The organism is Hydrogenophaga sp. (assembly GCF_014773545.1).
Taxonomy (GTDB): Bacteria; Pseudomonadota; Gammaproteobacteria; order Burkholderiales; family Burkholderiaceae_C; genus Hydrogenophaga.
This window is the reverse complement of the sequence record NZ_SDDV01000014.1, coordinates 38,246-53,419: the sequence shown is the minus strand read 5'-3', so window position 1 is coordinate 53,419 and position 15,174 is coordinate 38,246. Positions and strand designations below refer to the sequence as shown.

At 63.7% G+C, this 15,174-nt stretch carries 14 protein-coding genes and 1 other RNA gene; 7 read left to right on the top strand and 8 right to left on the bottom strand.

The window, feature by feature from the left end; all coding sequences use genetic code 11:
* Positions 1-10: 10 nt before the first annotated feature.
* The 7 genes from ssrA to EST26_RS09670 form a co-directional block, all read right to left on the bottom strand.
* Positions 11-399: a transfer-messenger RNA gene (ssrA, locus tag EST26_RS09700) on the bottom strand.
* 82 nt (positions 400-481) lie between these two features.
* Complete coding sequence (locus tag EST26_RS09695; RefSeq protein WP_291067413.1) at positions 482-2,452, bottom strand: DNA topoisomerase IV subunit B; 1,971 nt, start codon at positions 2,450-2,452, stop codon at positions 482-484.
* Positions 2,453-2,543: 91 nt separating this feature from the next.
* On the bottom strand, positions 2,544-3,305 hold the full coding sequence (gene rsfS, locus EST26_RS09690) for a ribosome silencing factor (RefSeq protein ID WP_291067411.1): 762 nt from the start codon (positions 3,303-3,305) through the stop codon (positions 2,544-2,546).
* Complete coding sequence (gene nadD / locus EST26_RS09685; protein ID WP_291067409.1) at positions 3,302-3,961, bottom strand: nicotinate (nicotinamide) nucleotide adenylyltransferase; 660 nt, start codon at positions 3,959-3,961, stop codon at positions 3,302-3,304. The genes rsfS and nadD overlap by 4 nt, the downstream gene beginning before the upstream one ends.
* Entirely contained in the window at positions 3,961-4,878 is a 918-nt protein-coding gene (hemF, locus tag EST26_RS09680) for an oxygen-dependent coproporphyrinogen oxidase (RefSeq protein ID WP_291067408.1), read from the bottom strand. The genes nadD and hemF overlap by 1 nt, the downstream gene beginning before the upstream one ends.
* A gap of 206 nt (positions 4,879-5,084) precedes the next feature.
* A complete protein-coding gene (locus EST26_RS09675; protein ID WP_291067406.1) occupies positions 5,085-5,294 on the bottom strand; it encodes a zinc ribbon domain-containing protein in 210 nt (69 codons plus the stop codon).
* Positions 5,224-5,730, bottom strand: coding sequence for a hypothetical protein (locus tag EST26_RS09670; protein ID WP_291067404.1), 507 nt, complete (start codon positions 5,728-5,730; stop codon positions 5,224-5,226). The genes EST26_RS09675 and EST26_RS09670 overlap by 71 nt, the downstream gene beginning before the upstream one ends.
* Before the next feature lie 364 nt (positions 5,731-6,094).
* On the opposite strand from EST26_RS09670, the gene EST26_RS09665 reads away from it, so the two are divergent.
* Complete coding sequence (locus tag EST26_RS09665; protein WP_291067402.1) at positions 6,095-6,418, top strand: hypothetical protein; 324 nt, start codon at positions 6,095-6,097, stop codon at positions 6,416-6,418.
* Positions 6,419-6,434: 16 nt separating this feature from the next.
* On the opposite strand, the gene EST26_RS09660 is transcribed toward EST26_RS09665, so the two are convergent.
* Complete coding sequence (locus EST26_RS09660; RefSeq protein WP_291067400.1) at positions 6,435-6,962, bottom strand: gamma carbonic anhydrase family protein; 528 nt, start codon at positions 6,960-6,962, stop codon at positions 6,435-6,437.
* A 385-nt stretch (positions 6,963-7,347) separates the two neighbouring features.
* Here EST26_RS09660 and EST26_RS09655 point away from each other — a divergent pair, with 385 nt between their 5' ends.
* The 6 genes from EST26_RS09655 to nirD all read left to right on the top strand — a co-directional run bounded on the left by EST26_RS09655 (position 7,348) and on the right by nirD (position 15,148).
* On the top strand, positions 7,348-8,625 hold the full coding sequence (locus EST26_RS09655; RefSeq protein WP_291067398.1) for a nitrate regulatory protein: 1,278 nt from the start codon (positions 7,348-7,350) through the stop codon (positions 8,623-8,625).
* A gap of 350 nt (positions 8,626-8,975) precedes the next feature.
* A complete protein-coding gene (locus EST26_RS09650; RefSeq protein ID WP_291067397.1) occupies positions 8,976-10,274 on the top strand; it encodes a CmpA/NrtA family ABC transporter substrate-binding protein in 1,299 nt (432 codons plus the stop codon).
* Positions 10,275-10,481: 207 nt separating this feature from the next.
* Complete coding sequence (gene ntrB, locus EST26_RS09645; RefSeq protein ID WP_291067395.1) at positions 10,482-11,396, top strand: nitrate ABC transporter permease; 915 nt, start codon at positions 10,482-10,484, stop codon at positions 11,394-11,396.
* Positions 11,393-12,193 carry an ABC transporter ATP-binding protein gene (locus tag EST26_RS09640; RefSeq protein WP_291067394.1) on the top strand — a complete coding sequence of 267 codons (801 nt, stop codon included), beginning with the start codon at positions 11,393-11,395 and terminating at the stop codon, positions 12,191-12,193. The genes ntrB and EST26_RS09640 overlap by 4 nt, the downstream gene beginning before the upstream one ends.
* A gap of 10 nt (positions 12,194-12,203) precedes the next feature.
* The gene (gene nirB, locus EST26_RS09635) at positions 12,204-14,744 is read left to right on the top strand and encodes a nitrite reductase large subunit NirB (RefSeq protein ID WP_291067392.1); all 2,541 of its coding nucleotides are present in this window, start codon (positions 12,204-12,206) and stop codon (positions 14,742-14,744) included.
* Positions 14,741-15,148 (top strand): nitrite reductase small subunit NirD, encoded by a 408-nt coding sequence (gene nirD, locus EST26_RS09630; protein WP_291067391.1) that lies wholly within the window; start codon positions 14,741-14,743, stop codon positions 15,146-15,148. Before nirB ends, nirD begins: the two co-directional genes overlap by 4 nt.
* Positions 15,149-15,174: the final 26 nt, after the last annotated feature.

Here is a 15,174-nt window from a genome sequence, read left to right as displayed (position 1 = left end):
GCCTGGTTATTGGTGGAGCTGGGGGGATTCGAACCCCCGTCCGCAAGCCTTCTTCGAGCAGTTCTACATGTGTAGCCGTCTGTTTTGAGTCTCGCTCTTCGCATCGCGCAGCGGCACGCTATGCAAATTGCCAGCAACCTTGAATCTCGCCTTGCGCCAAGTTACCCGACGCCCGGCCAGCCTATTGAATTATCTTTGCAGCCTGGACTCATGCGGCTTGTGCCGTCTGAACCCTTGCCCAGCCTGTAGGCCTGCTGTTGCAAAGCTCACCGGCAATTAAGCGGCGAGTGCGAAACGTTCGTCGTTTGCAGTTGGTTTTTTTCTGCTGATTTACGAGGTGACAGAACCTCGACATGCCCTGCTGCGCGTCCGAACCCACGTCGAAACCAGTGCAGCCCCTCTGTTGCGCAGTTTACCCGAAATGGCATTCGTGTGCAGAAAAATCGGGGTCTGACCCCGATTTATTCCGATTCAGTGCCGCCTACAGATCCAGCTCCACCGAGTCACCGTGCAGCTCCATCAGTTCTCGCCGGGCGGCGGCTTCGCCTTTGCCCATGAGCTTGCTCAACAGGTCTGCGGTGGCGGAAAAATCCAGACCGCCCAAGCTCACCGGCAGCAAGCGACGGGTGTCGGGGTTGAGCGTGGTGTCCCAGAGCTGTACGGCGTTCATCTCGCCCAAACCCTTGAAGCGGCTGATCTGGCATTTCTCGCGCGGCACGCCGTCTTTGCTCGCTTTGTCCAAAATGGTGTGCAGCTCGCCCTCGTCCAGCGCGTACTCTTTTCGGGCCGGCTTTTTGCCGCGCGCCGGCACGTCAACACGAAACAGCGGTGGGCGCGCCACGTACAGATGGCCTGCTTCGATCAGCTTGGGAAAATGCCGAAAAAAAAGTGTCAGCAGCAGCACCTGAATGTGCGAGCCGTCCACGTCGGCGTCGCTCAGGATGCAGACCTTGCCGTAGCGCAGGCCGCCAAGGTCGGGCTGGTCGTTCGGGCCGTGCGGATCGACGCCGATGGCGACCGCAATGTCGTGAATTTCGTTGTTGGCAAACAGCCGCTCGCGCTCGACTTCCCAGGTGTTGAGCACCTTGCCGCGCAGCGGCAGCACGGCCTGGCATTCTTTGTTGCGGCCCATTTTGGCGCTGCCGCCGGCCGAGTCGCCCTCGACCAGAAACACCTCGTTGTGCGCCAGATCACGGCTTTCGCAATCGGTCAGTTTACCAGGCAGCACGGCAACGCCGCAGCCTTTGCGTTTTTCAACTTTTTGCCCGGCTTTTTGCCGCGTCTGCGCGGCCTTGATGACCAGTTCAGCCAGTTTTTTGCCGTGCTCGACGTGCTGGTTGAGCCAGAGTTCGAGCGCCGGGCGCACAAAACTGGCCACCAGGCGCAGTGCATCGCGCGAGTTCAGCCGCTCCTTGATTTGACCCTGAAACTGCGGGTCCAGCACTTTGGCCGACAGCACGTAGCTGGCACGCGCAAACACGTCTTCCGGCAGCAGCTTGACGCCCTTGGGCAGCAGCGCGTGCAGTTCAATGAATCCTTTGACGGCCTGGAACAATCCCTCGCGCAGGCCGCTGTCGTGTGTGCCGCCGGCGCTGGTGGGAATGAGGTTGACGTAGCTCTCGCGCACCAGCGGGCCGTCTTCGGTGAAGGCAACGCACCAGGCCGCACCCTCGCCCGGGGCGAACGTGTCGTGCCCGCTGCCTACGCTTGCCTCGCCTTCAAACAAGGGAATGAGTGGCTCGGCCGACAAGGATTGCTGCACGTAGTCGCGCAAGCCGCCTTTGAATATCCAGGTTTGCGAGGTTTGCGTGGTCTCGTTGGCCAGCGTCACGCTGACTCCCGGCATCAGCACCGCTTTGCTGCGCAGCAGATGGGTCAGTTCGGCTATCGGCAGGACAAGCGAGTCGAAATATTTGGCCGCCGGCCAGGCGCGCACCGTGGTGCCTTGTTTGCGGTCTCCCGGTGCGCGCTCGGTCAGCAGCAGCGGCTGGGTCACCTCGCCGGCCTCAAACACCAGCCGCGCCACCCGCGACTCGCGGTAGCTGCTGACTTCGAGCCGGCTCGACAAGGCGTTGGTGACCGAGACACCCACGCCGTGCAAGCCGCCGGAAAAGCTGTAGGCGCCGCCTTGGCCTTTGTCAAACTTGCCGCCGGCGTGCAGCCGGGTGAACACCAGTTCGATCACCGGCGCGTTTTCTTCCGGATGCAGACCAAACGGGATGCCGCGTCCGTCGTCCTCTACGCTGACCGAGCCGTCGCGGTGCAGCGTGACCTTGATTTTTTTGCCGTGCCCGGCCAAGGCTTCGTCGGCCGCGTTGTCCAGCACCTCCTGGATGATGTGCAGCGGGTTGTCGGTGCGGGTGTACATGCCCGGACGCTGCTTGACCGGCTCCAGACCCTTGAGGACGCGGATCGACGCCTCGGAATAATCGCTCGGGGGTTTGTTGACCATGGAGACGGAGTTCGTGTATCGGCAGCCGCGGGTGGCTGCAGCGCCAGCGCTGGCCGCTGCGCTGCGGCCGCAGCAGATTTGGCGGCGCGCCTCAAGTCGCTTGCTTAACCGGTTTCTTCGTCCGCTTTGTAGCCGGCGTCTTGGCGGGCGTTTTGGCGCTGGCTGGGCCGGCCGGTTTGGCTGCGGCGCGCGGTTTGACCACCAGCGTCTTCAGCTTGGGCTTGGTCGGCGCGCCGTCGCCGGTCTGCGTCGTCATGGTTTTTTTGACACTGACATTTTTGACTGCCGCGCCTTCAGCCCCGGCGGTACGGGCTTTGATGGCGGTCTTGGGTTTTGCTTTGATTGTGCCGGCCAAAGCTTCCGTCTGGCTGGCCGACTGCGCCCGTTTGCGCGCCACGGTTTTCGCCGGCACGGCTGGCACGTTCACGCCGTCTTTCTTGGAGCGAGGTTTGCCCGCCGGTCTATCCAGCGGCGGCACCGGCTTTTCGGCTCCGTGTTTGAGGCGCACCGGCTTGCCGCCCCAGATGTCTTCCAGCCGGTAGTACTGGCGAATCACCGGCTGCATCACGTGCGCCACCGCGGCGCCGCAGTCGACGATGATCCACTCGCCGTTTTCTTCGCCTTCGATGCGCGGTTTGTCAAAACCCGCTTCACGAACCGCGTCGCGCACGCTGGCGGCCAGCGCCTTGGTCTGGCGGTTCGAGCTGCCGCTGGCCACGATCACGCGCTCGAACAGCGGCGAGATCTCGGCCGTGTTGAAAACCACAATGTCCTGCCCCTTGACGTCCTCGAGCCCATCGACGATGGCGCGCTGAAGTTTTTGGATGTCTCTTTTGGCTGTGATTTCGCTCATGTAGGATTCTGGTAGAGGTTATGGAGTGAAATATAGCTTGCGACGGCCTGCGGCACCAGCACTTCCAGTGCGCCGCTGCGGCTGAGCGCCTGTCCAACCCGGGCGCGCACCGCTGTGGCGCTGATGTTTTGCAAGGGCATGAGGAGTCGCTCGAACGGCAGATCGGTATTTGAGAGGTCAATGACCTGTCCCGACGCCAGCGCCGCGTCGGCGCCGACATTGGTCGCGCGGTCGGCCACCGCCAAGCTGGCTTGTTGCAGCACTTCAGGCCAGCGCATCCAGCTCTTGAATGCCTGCAACTGGTCTGCACCCAGCAGCAAAAACAACTGCGCCCCCGGGTATTCGCTGGCGAGTTCGTGCAGCGTGTCGGCGGTGTAGCTGGGCCCCTGGCGGCGCATTTCGCGCGTGTCGATGCGGGTTTTCGGGAGATCCCCGAACGCCAGTTGGCACATCGCCAGCCGGTGTTCGGCCGCCGACAGCACGCGCGCCTTGTGCCAGGCGTGGCCGGTCGGCAAGACGTGCAGCACGTCGAGTTCGAGCTGCTTGAGTGCCACTTCGGCCAGCGTGCGGTGCGCCCAGTGCGGCGGGTCGAAAGCGCCGCCGAACACGCCGACCCGCAGCAGTCGCGGCTTTGCTGCAGCGGCGGTCTGGGTCATCAAACCCATTCCCTGCGCACCAGAAATTCCTGCTGCAGCCGGTCTTCCGGCGTGCCCTTTTCGGTCTTGCGCCGGTAAGACCAGCTTGCCAGCGGCGGCATTGAGAGCAGAATCGATTCGCTGCGCCCGCCCGACTGCAGTCCGAAATGCGTGCCGCGGTCCCAAACCAGGTTGAATTCGACGTAGCGCCCGCGCCGGTAGAGCTGAAAGTCGCGCTCGCGCTCGCCATACGCGAGCTGCCTGCGCCGCTCGACGATGGGCAAGTAAGCAGCGAGAAAAGCGTCGCCCACGGCAGCCGTCATGGCAAAGCCGCCGTCGAAACCGAGTTCGGAAAAGTCATCAAAAAAAACGCCGCCAATGCCACGTTGCTCGTTGCGGTGCTTCAGGAAGAAATACTCGTCGCACCACTTTTTGAAGCGCGGGTATTTGTCGACGCCGAACGGCTCCAGTGCGTTTTGGCATGTTCGATGAAAGTGCTGCGCGTCTTCCTCAAAGCCATAATAAGGCGTCAGGTCCATGCCGCCGCCAAACCAGCACACCGGCGCGCCGCTGGCCGGTCTGGCAGCAATCATGCGCACGTTCATGTGCACGGTGGGCACGTAAGGGTTGCGCGGGTGGAACACCAGCGACACCCCCATGGCCTCAAACGGCGCCCCCGACAATTCGGGCCGGTGCTGGGTGGCCGCAGGGGGCAAGCGCGCACCGCTGACGTGCGAGAAGCCGCAGCCGGCGCGCTCGAACAGCGCGCCGCCTTCCAGAATTTGCGTCACGCCCTGGCCTTGCAGCGTCTCGCCCGGGTCTTTCTGCCACAGGTCGGTCAAGAACTCACCGCCGTCGAGTGCGGCCACGCAGGTGGTGATGCGCTGCTGCAAATCGCGCAGGTATTCGTTGAAGGGAGAGAAAGAAAACGTTTGCATCGGGATGGGATCGGGGCAAGAAAGGTGGTTAAACCGAGATTGTCCTTTACTGTGAAAGTCGGGCCGCGACTCACTTCGCTCCCCTCTCCCGCGTGCGGGAGAGGGGTTGGGGGTGAGGGAGAACGGGCAGGACTTTCATTTTTTGGGGCGCCTTTCAAAGTCATGCCCGTTAGGCGCACATGCGGTACTGCTGAGGCTTGACATCCTCACCGCCCTAAAGAGAAGGTGATTCCTGCTGCCAGACGACGATATCCCGCCGCGAGAATGTTTTTGGCTGCGTTTGTGTCCCGGTCGCGTGCCGTGCCACATTCGCTGCAAACCCATTCTCTTATTCGCAAACCTGCTCTACCTTTCGGACTGCTGGCGGGAATGACCCCGCAGCACGAACAAGTCTGGGTTGTGTGGTTTTCGTTCAACTACCTCGAAGACGATACCGGCCTGATCGCTCTTGTATTCCAACATCGTCTTGAGCATGGCCCAGCCCGCGTCCAGCGTGCTCTTGGCCATCTTGGTTTTGACCAGCTTGGCACTGGCCACGTCGCCCACGAAGATGGCGGCGTTGGTTTTCACCGGTGCGCTGCTGAACGGGTGCAGTTCGTCTTTGCGCAGGTTCTTGACTTTGGCGTGGATGGCACGGGCGCACTTTTTCTTTCTGGCACGCTGTGCAATTCCCAGCCTTTGCTCGTGGCTGCGATACCAGCGGCCCCGGCTGTCTTCACTGAACGAACCGGCACGCAGCTCAAAGATGGCGTTGACGTGGTTCCACACCTGGTTGACCTCGCGCGCCCTCTCACACCGCACGCTGGCGTGCTTGTCCTTGATGCGCATCTGCAAAGTTTTGGTGCAATCCATGGCGCGTATTATGCTGTGGTCGCCGTCCTGCCTTGCGTCCTCGTGTGGATGTGCCCCCATTGCCGTGGGTGCGCAGGCTGGCGAAGCAAGCGTCGAGTTCGCTTTGCACGCTGGCGCCGCAAAAGCGCAGCAGGGCGCCCAGGAGGGTGGGCAGAGGCAGCTTGCGGGCGCGGGTGAAGGCCTGGGGGTGATCGGGGCTGCGGGCCATCTCGGCAAAGGCCGGACTGTGCAGGTGATCGGAAAAATCGGTCAGAATGTACTGCGCAAAATCACAGTATTGAGGCAGAATTCATGCCAGCCTAGAAAGACAATCAAACAAAATCAAAGGCTTGCGGATTGTACCAGCTTAAGTTCGGTGGATTGGGTGGACGGCTGCTGCCCCATCGCGCTGCGCCTGGGCACACGCGGCTACTGCCTGGAGCTGGACTTGCGCGCGGGCCGCCAGCGCAGCGCCCGTGAGAGCGAGTACAGCGTCGAGTGCGCGCTGGGCACGGCCTGCGCGGTGAGCGCGGCGCCCTTGCTGCTGCGTGCGGACTCGGGCTTTTGCTCGCAGCACCCGATCACGCAGACGCTGGCCCAAGCGGCGCGGCTGGGCCGCCGGGTCGATCTGCTGCTCCAGTGGAACCCGCGCATCGAATACAAATTCCTGATTCCGACCTCAATTTCGAGCCCGTTGGGCGTGGGTTGAAATCGAGGTCACGGATTCAGGAGTCCACTCTCTTCAAACCGCGCCGGTAGCGGCGCGCGTTTTCGATGTAATGCAGCGCGCTCTGGCGCAGCAGCTCGATTTGTTCTGGCCTGAGGGTTTTCACCGCACGTGCCGGGCTGCCCAGAATCAGGGAGCCGTCGGGAAATTCTTTGCCTTCGGTCACCAAGGCGCCGGCGCCGACCAGGCAGTTGGTGCCGATTGTGGCGCCGTTGAGCACCACCGCACCAATGCCTATCAACGATTCGTCGCCAATGGTGCAGCCGTGCAGCATGACCTGATGCCCGACGGTAACGCGCTCGCCAATGGTCAGCGGAATGCCGTCGTCGGCGTGCAGCACGCTGCCGTCCTGAATGTTGCTGCCGCGCCCGATGGTGATGGTGTCAAGGTCGCCGCGCACCGTGACGCCAAACCACACGCTGCTGTCTTCGCCCAGCACCACGCGGCCGACGACCTGGGCGTTTTCCGCCACCCAGGCCGTCTCGGCCACGCTGGGGCTGACACCATCGAGTTCATAAATGGCCATGACAAAAGTCTCCTGAGTGGGTTTGAATTGAGGCACGCGCTGCCAGTGTAGTTTGGCACGCCATCTGGAACATAAAAACCGCGTCTTTTCGCTCCTGCTGTCGTTGCAACTGCGTGCCATAGGTGCACTATGGCTGTGACTTGTGCTCCTCATCAGGGTCAAAAACCCATCGGTTTTATTTGTGTCCCAGCAAGCGCGCAACGCCACACCAGCAATCGAGCGAAATATTGGGTTTTTCCGAGCATCGCGTGATCGGCCTGCCTGGGCAGAGAAATCTGTCCTGAACCGCCCTGTCTGCTCCGCCCGCAACAGGCCCCGCAAACGACTCGGCATGTCTTTTGCTTGGGCCATGCAAGCGCCTGCCCCGCGGATGTGAGAATACCCCATGAAATCGGCCCTCTGCTTCCTCATCGCCGCCAAGCGCAGCGAAATCGCCGGTTTGCGCCAGCTCGCGCTCACCAGCGCGCTGCTGGACGCCGCCGGCCACCTGGTGCACGCACTGCAGCGCGAGCGCGGCTTGTCCAACCTGTACCTGGCCTCACTGGGCCAGCGCTGGGCGGCCGAGCGCGATGCGCAGGTGGCACAGTCCGAGGCGCTACAGGCCCAGGTACTGGACAGCTTGGACCGCCTGGACACCGAAGCCGCGCCAAGCGGCAGCCGGGCCCGCCTGTTTGGCCGCATCGCCTACGCCCTACAGGGCCTGAGCGCCCTGCCCCGTCTGCGCGAACGGGTGCAAACCCAGACCTGGAACGCGGCTCGCGCCACGGCCGCCTACATTCGCCTCATCAGCGCGCTGCTGGCGGTGGTGTTTGAAGCCGCCGACAGCGCCTGGGACCCGGACATTTCACGCCGACTGGTCGCACTGTTCAACTTCTTGCAGGGCAAGGAGTTTGCGGGCCAGGAACGCGCCACCGGCTCGGCCCAGTTCGCCGCCGGGCGCACCGACCCGCAAGGCCAGCAGCGGCTGCTGCACCTGATCGAGTCGCAGGAACGCTGCCTGCAGGTGTTTGCCGACTTCGCCAGCGATGCGCTGCGCGCGGCCTGGCAACTGACCCAGCGCCCCGAACAGATGGCCCTGCTGGAGCGCCAGCGCCGCATCCTGTGCACCACAGCGGCGGGCCACCTGCTGGACGCGGGGCAGAGCCAGGCCTGGTTCGACGCCTGCAGCGCCCGCATCGACGCCATGAAGACGGTGGAAGACGCACTGACGGCTGAGCTGCTGGCCCTGTGCCGACAGCGCCTGCAGGTGGCCGAGCAGGAGCTGACCGACTTCGAGCAGTTGCAGCGCAGCGTGTCGCCCCAGCCGAGCGCTGGCACCGACTTCTTTGAAGACGGCGGCTCGGCGCATTCTCCGCCCATGGGCCTGACACACCCCAGCCAGGTCTTTGGGCCGCAGGTGGAGCGTTCCATTCTTGAATTGGTTCGGGAACAGGCGCAGCGCCTGCAGAGCATGGGCGACGAGCTGGACACGGTGCGCGCCAGCCTGACCGAACGCAAGACCGTCGAGCGCGCCAAGGGCCTGCTGATGGCGCACCGCCATCTCAGCGAGGACGAAGCCCACAAAACCATGCGCCAGATGGCCATGAATCAGAACCGGCGCCTGGTCGAGGTGGCCGAGGCGGTGCTGGCCATGGCCGAGGTGCTGCCCCAGCGCGGACGCTGACGCCATTTCGCTGCACTGCACAATTTGTGTGCCACGCAGGCACGCCAAGCGGTGCACGCACCAAACTGGAGCGGCTCGGAAAAGACCGCCGACGGCATCCGGCACACGCGTCAAAAGCCATATTTTTCTATATATTTCAGGCACTTGACATCAGGCACGCGCGACAAGCCCAGGCCTGGCACGGTCCCTGCTTAAGTGTTCCCAAGGCACCGGAGCCAATGGCGGTTTTGGTACCCACAGTCTTCCCAGACACGGACAACGGCGTCTATTGTCGGCCTGCAACACACAGGCCTGGCAATGGGCGCCGTTTGCGTTTGGGGTTCCGGTTTTTCATTTGCAAGGAGTTGACGATGACCCAAAGCACCAGCACAGACCACGCCAAGCCAGCCCCCGTCGACAAGGCCGATGCGGCCTCGCTCGCGGCCGGCACGGCGCGCCGCGACTTCATCAGGCAGGGCGCGGCCGCCGCCACTTTTTTCGCCACCCTGGGCCACAGCGGCGTGTGGGCCGCTGGCTCCGACGCGCCGGAAAAGACCGAGGTCAAGATCGGCTTCATCCCACTGACCGACTGCGCCAGCGTCGTGATGGCCCACGTGCTGGGCTTTGACAAAAAATACGGCGTGAACATAGTTCCCACCAAGGAAGCCAGTTGGGCCGGTGTGCGCGACAAACTGGTCAATGGCGAGCTGGATCTGGCCCACGTGCTGTACGGCTTGATCTACGGTGTGCACATGGGCACCGCAAGCCCCAAGAAGGACATGGCCGTGCTCATGACCCTGAACCAAAATGGCCAAGCGATCACGTTGTCCAGAGCGCTGGCCGACCAGGGCGCGGTGAACGGCCCCACGCTGGCCAAGTTCATGGCCGCCAACAAGCGCACCTACACCTTTGCGCAAACCTTTCCCACCGGCACGCACGCCATGTGGATGAACTACTGGCTGGCTGCCGCCGGCATCAACCCACTCTCGGGTGCGCGCCTGATCACGGTGCCGCCGCCGCAGATGGTGGCCAACATGCGCGTGGGCAACATGGACGGTTTTTGCGTCGGCGAGCCCTGGAACCACCGCGCCATCATGGACGGCATCGGCATCACCGCCAACACCACGCAGGACATCTGGCGCGACCACCCCGAGAAGGTGCTGGGCACGACGGCCGAGTTCGTCAGGAAGCACCCCAACACAGCGCGCGCCGTGATGATGGCCGTGCTCGAAGCCAGCCGGTGGATCGACGCCAGCTTGTCGAACAAAACCCGGATGGCCCAAACCATTGCCGCACGTGCCTATGTCAACACCGATGTGAACGTGATTCTGCCGCGCATTCTGGGGCGCTACCAAAACGGCCTGGGCAGGACCTGGGACGACGCCCATCCGATGCAGTTTCATGACGGCGGTCAAGTCAACTTCCCCTATTTGTCCGACGGCATGTGGTTCCTGACCCAACACAAACGCTGGGGCCTGATCAAGAGCCACCCCGACTACCTCGGCATTGCCAGGCAGATCAACCAGATCGACCTCTACAAGTCGGTGGCTGGAGCCATGGGCGTGAGCGTGCCCAGGAATCCCATGCGCAGCAGCACGCTGATGGACGGCGTGCTGTGGGATGGCAAAGACCCCGCGAGGTACGCCGATGGCTTCGCGATCAAGGCCTGATCCGGCGCCGCCGCGCGTCGCGCGACTGCCTCGAGCGGGCAACGCAGGCGGCTCTGCCTGCGTGTGTCGAAGGGTGCTTGCGCGGCCTCATGGGTTGAAGGGCACTTCAATCCCCAGGCAAAAAATGCCGTTCGGACTCAGGGCGAACGCAAATTCATGAAACAGCCCTGAAGGCATTTCGTTCATTGCACAGAAAGGACATCCATCATGGTCGCCGCCGTTTTTCATTCGCCGCTGGAGGCGAGCGCCACGCCAGCCGCCGGCCCCGCCTCGTCTTGCATCGCCGCAACCACGGGCGCCTGCGCTCCGATCGCCGCAGCCCCCAAGAAGCCAACGCGCGATTTCCAAGGCCTTTGGATGGCGGTGCTGCCGCCGGTTCTGGGTCTGGCCCTGCTGGTGCTGGTGTGGCAAGCGATCGCAGCTACCAGCGCCAGCGGCATCCCCAAGCCCCTTGAGACCTGGGCGCAGGCGCTGCAGGTGTTTTCGGACCCGTTCTACTATGCCGGGCCCAACGACCAGGGCATCGGCTGGAATGTGCTGGCTTCGCTGGAGCGGGTGGCGCTCGGCTTTGGTCTGGCGGCGCTGGTCGGCATGCCGGCCGGCTTTGCCATCGGCCGCTCGGAGTTCCTCTCGCGCATGTTCAACCCGCTCATCAGCCTGCTGCGCCCGGTCTCGCCGCTGGCCTGGCTGCCGATTGGCCTGCTGGTGTTCAAAAGCGCCGACCCGGCCGCCATCTGGACCATCTTCATCTGCTCGATCTGGCCCATGATCATCAACACCGCCGTGGGCGTGCAGCGCGTGCCGCAGGACTACCTGAATGTGGCCCGCGTGCTCAACCTGAGCGAATGGAAGATCTTCACCAAGATTCTTTTTCCAGCCGTGCTGCCTTACCTGCTGACCGGCGTGCGCCTGGCGGTGGGCACGGCCTGGCTGGTCATCGTGGCGGCCGAAATGCTGACCGGCGGCGTGGGCATCGGCTTTTGGGTCTGGGACGAGTGGAACAACTTGAACGTCTCCAACATCATCATCGCAATCTTCGTGATCGGCATCGTCGGCCTGCTGCTCGAATTCGCTCTCATCAAGCTGGCTTCCCTGTTTACCTACGAAGAGGTGAAGGCATGAACACGAAGTACATCGACATCCAGACCGTCGAGCAGACCTTCAAGACCAGGAAGGGCAATTTCCCGGCGCTGCGCGACATCAATCTCTCGGTCGCCAAGGGCGAGTTCGTGGCGCTGATCGGCCACTCGGGCTGCGGCAAGTCCACCCTGCTCAACCTGATCGCTGGCCTGACCACCCCCACCAGCGGCGTGCTGCTCTGCGCCGACCGCGAAATCGCCGGCCCCGGCCCCGAGCGCGCGGTGGTGTTCCAGAACCATTCGCTGCTGCCCTGGCTCACGTGTTTTGAAAACGTGTTCCTGGCGGTCGAGCGGGTGTTCTGCGCCACCGAAAGCAAAGCCCACTTGAAGCAGCGCACCGAAGACGCACTGGCCCTGGTCGGCCTGAGCGCCGCCGCACAAAAGCGCCCTGGCGAAATATCGGGTGGCATGAAGCAGCGCGTGGGCATTGCCCGCGCACTGTCGATGGAACCCAAGGTGCTGCTGATGGACGAACCCTTTGGCGCACTCGACGCCCTCACCCGCGCCAAGCTGCAGGACGAGCTGCTGGAGATCGTCACCCAGACCCACGCCACCGTGGTCATGGTCACACACGACGTGGATGAAGCGGTGCTGCTGTCCGACAAGATCGTGATGATGACCAATGGGCCCGCCGCCACCATCGGCGAGGTGCTCAGCGTGGACCTGCCGCGCCCGCGCAGGCGCGTGGCACTGGCCGATGATCCGCAGTACCAGCGGTACCGCAAGGCGGTGATCGACTTTCTCTACACCCGCCAGGCGCACGTTGAAAAAATGCTTTGAGGAGAACACGATGGACATGCGAGTAAACCCCAAGGTGAAGCGCAAGCTGGTGTTGGTCGGCAACGGCATGGCCGGTGTGCGCACGCTCGAAGAGCTGTTGAAGATCGCACCCGAGTTCTACGACATCACCGTGTTTGGCGCGGAGCCGCACCCCAACTACAACCGCATCCTGCTCTCTCCGGTGCTGGCCGGTGAGCAGACGCTGGATGAGATCGTGTTGAACGACTGGAGCTGGTATACCGAGCACGGGATCACCCTGCATGCGGGCCACAAGGTGACTGAGGTGGACCGCGTCAAGCGCGTGGTGCACGCGGTGGGGCCCAATGGCGAGGCCGTGTCGGCCGCATACGACCGCCTGATCATGGCGACCGGCTCCAACCCCTTCATCCTGCCGCTTCCCGGCAAGGACCTGCAAGGCGTGCTGGCCTACCGCGACATCGCCGACACGCAGGCCATGATCGACGCCGCCGCCACCTACCAACACGCCGTGGTCATTGGCGGCGGCCTGCTGGGCCTGGAAGCGGCCAACGGCCTGATGAAGCGCGGCATGAGCGTGAGCGTGGTGCACGTCGCGCCGTGGCTGATGGAGCGCCAGCTCGACGCCGTGGCAGGCAAGCTGCTGCAGAAGTCGCTGGAAGAGCGCGGCATGAAGTTCCTGATGGGTGCGCAGACTGATGCCTTGCTCCCCGCCGTTCGCCCTGAGCCTGTCGAAGGGCCTGCAGGGCTTCGACAGGCTCAGCCCGAACGGGTGGGAAGGATCCGCTTCAAGGACGGCACCGAGCTGCCAGCCGATCTGGTGGTGATGGCCGTGGGCATCCGCCCCAACACCGCGCTGGCCGAGTCGATGCGCCTGCACGTGAACAAAGGCATTGTGGTGAGCGACACCATGCAGACCACGACCGATGCGCGCATCTACGCGGTGGGCGAGTGTGCGGCGCACCGCGGCATCGCCTACGGCCTGGTGGCCCCGCTGTTCGAGCAGGGCAAGGTGCTGGCCACGCACCTGGCCGAGTTCGGCATCGGCCGTTACACCGGCTCGCTCACCTCGACCAAACTCAAGGTGACCGGCATCGACCTGTTCAGCGCCGGCAACTTCACCGGTGGCGAAGGCACCGAAGAAATCGTGATGAGCGACCCCTTCGGCGGCGTCTACAAGAAGCTGGTCATCAAAGACGACAAGCTGGTCGGCGCCTGCCTGTACGGCGACACGGTGGACGGCAGCTGGTACTTCAAGCTGCTGCGCGAAGGCCGCACCGTCAGCGACATCCGCGACAAGCTGATGTTTGGCGAGAGCAACATCGGCGATGTGGGCCACCAGGGCCACAACAAGGCCGCCGCCATGCAGGACAGCGACGAGGTCTGCGGCTGCAACGGCGTGACCAAGGGCACCATCTGCAAGGCCATCAAGGACAAAGGCCTGTTCACGCTGGACGAGGTGAAGAAGCACACCAAGGCCAGCGCTTCGTGTGGTTCCTGCACCGGCCTGGTCGAGCAGATCCTGATGTTCACCGCCGGTGGCGACTACTCGGCCACGCCCAGGAAGAAGGCCATCTGCGGCTGCACCGATCGCAGCCACCAGGACGTGCGGGACGCGATCCGCAACGACAAACTGTTGACCATTGCAGACACCTTCAAGGCACTGGGCTGGAAGACGCCGAACGGCTGCGCCACCTGCCGCCCGGCCGTCAACTACTACCTGATCAGCACCTGGCCCAAAGAGGCCAAGGACGATCCGCAAAGCCGCTTCATCAACGAGCGCTCGCACGCCAACATCCAGAAGGACGGCACCTACAGCGTGATCCCGCGCATGTGGGGCGGCGAGACCACGGCCGACGAACTGCGCCGCATCGCCAACGCGGTGGACAAGTACAACATCCCCACCGTCAAGGTCACGGGCGGCCAGCGCATCGACTTGCTGGGCGTGAAGAAAGAAGACCTGGTCAACGTGTGGAAAGACATCGGCATGCCCAGCGGCCACGCCTACGCCAAGGCGCTGCGCACGGTGAAGACCTGCGTGGGTTCCGAGTGGTGCCGCATGGGCACGCAGGACAGCACCCAGATGGGCAAGGACCTGGAGCGCGCGATGTGGCGCATGTACGCACCGCACAAGGTGAAGTTCGCCGTCAGCGGCTGCCCGCGCAACTGCGCCGAGGCTGGCATCAAGGACGTGGGCATCATCGGCGTGGACTCGGGCTGGGAGATGTACGTGGCCGGCAACGGCGGCATCAAGACCGAGGTGGCGCACTTCTTCGTGAAACTCAAGACCGCCGAAGAGGTGATGGAGCACACCGGCGCCTTCATGGAGCTGTACCGCAGCGAGGGCTGGTACCTGGAGCGCACGGTGCACTACGTCAACCGCGTCGGTCTGGACTATGTGAAGAAGCGCATCCTGGACGACGCCGCCGGACGCAAGGCGCTGTGGGAACGCCTGCAGTTCGCGCTCGACGGCGAGCCCGATCCCTGGTTCGACTTCAAGGAAGCGGCCGTGGACACGCGCCAGTTCATCCCGATCAAGACCATCAGCAACGCTACCGAAGGGAGCACAGCATGATCGCCAGCGCCTGGACACTCATCTGCCGCGTGGAAGACATCCCGGTGCTGGGTTCGCGCCGCGTCGAACGCGCCCGGGGCCTGGACGTGGCCGTGTTCCGCAACGACCAGGACGAGGTGTTTGCCCTGCTCGACCGCTGCCCGCACAAAGGCGGCCCGCTCTCGCAAGGCATCGTGTTCGGCACCAGCGTGGCCTGCCCGCTGCACAACTGGACCATCGGCCTGTGCACCGGCCAGGCCGCCGCGCCCGACGAAGGCTGCACACCGAAGTTCACGGTGAAGGTCGAAGACGGCCAGGTGTTCCTGGACGCGAGCGAACTCGCCACGCAGGCCACCGACCTGACCCGCCCCATCGCCGGCCCGGCGCGACGTGTCTTGTCCCCGCTCCCTCTGGGAGAGGGCTAGGGTGAGGGCTTTCCCCATGGCATTGC

What these genes read in the sequence shown, in the direction of transcription:
- EST26_RS09670 (WP_291067404.1), bottom strand. Translation starts at nt 5,730, where the DNA reads ATGGATTGCACCAAAACTTTGCAGATGCGCATCAAGGACAAGCACGCC.
- EST26_RS09695 (WP_291067413.1), bottom strand. Translation starts at nt 2,452, where the DNA reads ATGGTCAACAAACCCCCGAGCGATTATTCCGAGGCGTCGATCCGCGTC.
- EST26_RS09640 (WP_291067394.1), top strand. Translation starts at nt 11,393, where the DNA reads ATGAACACGAAGTACATCGACATCCAGACCGTCGAGCAGACCTTCAAG.
- EST26_RS09660 (WP_291067400.1), bottom strand. Translation starts at nt 6,962, where the DNA reads ATGGCCATTTATGAACTCGATGGTGTCAGCCCCAGCGTGGCCGAGACG.
- nirB (WP_291067392.1), top strand. Translation starts at nt 12,204, where the DNA reads ATGGACATGCGAGTAAACCCCAAGGTGAAGCGCAAGCTGGTGTTGGTC.
- rsfS (WP_291067411.1), bottom strand. Translation starts at nt 3,305, where the DNA reads ATGAGCGAAATCACAGCCAAAAGAGACATCCAAAAACTTCAGCGCGCC.
- EST26_RS09650 (WP_291067397.1), top strand. Translation starts at nt 8,976, where the DNA reads ATGACCCAAAGCACCAGCACAGACCACGCCAAGCCAGCCCCCGTCGAC.
- ntrB (WP_291067395.1), top strand. Translation starts at nt 10,482, where the DNA reads ATGGTCGCCGCCGTTTTTCATTCGCCGCTGGAGGCGAGCGCCACGCCA.
- hemF (WP_291067408.1), bottom strand. Translation starts at nt 4,878, where the DNA reads ATGCAAACGTTTTCTTTCTCTCCCTTCAACGAATACCTGCGCGATTTG.
- nadD (WP_291067409.1), bottom strand. Translation starts at nt 3,961, where the DNA reads ATGACCCAGACCGCCGCTGCAGCAAAGCCGCGACTGCTGCGGGTCGGC.
- EST26_RS09655 (WP_291067398.1), top strand. Translation starts at nt 7,348, where the DNA reads ATGAAATCGGCCCTCTGCTTCCTCATCGCCGCCAAGCGCAGCGAAATC.
- nirD (WP_291067391.1), top strand. Translation starts at nt 14,741, where the DNA reads ATGATCGCCAGCGCCTGGACACTCATCTGCCGCGTGGAAGACATCCCG.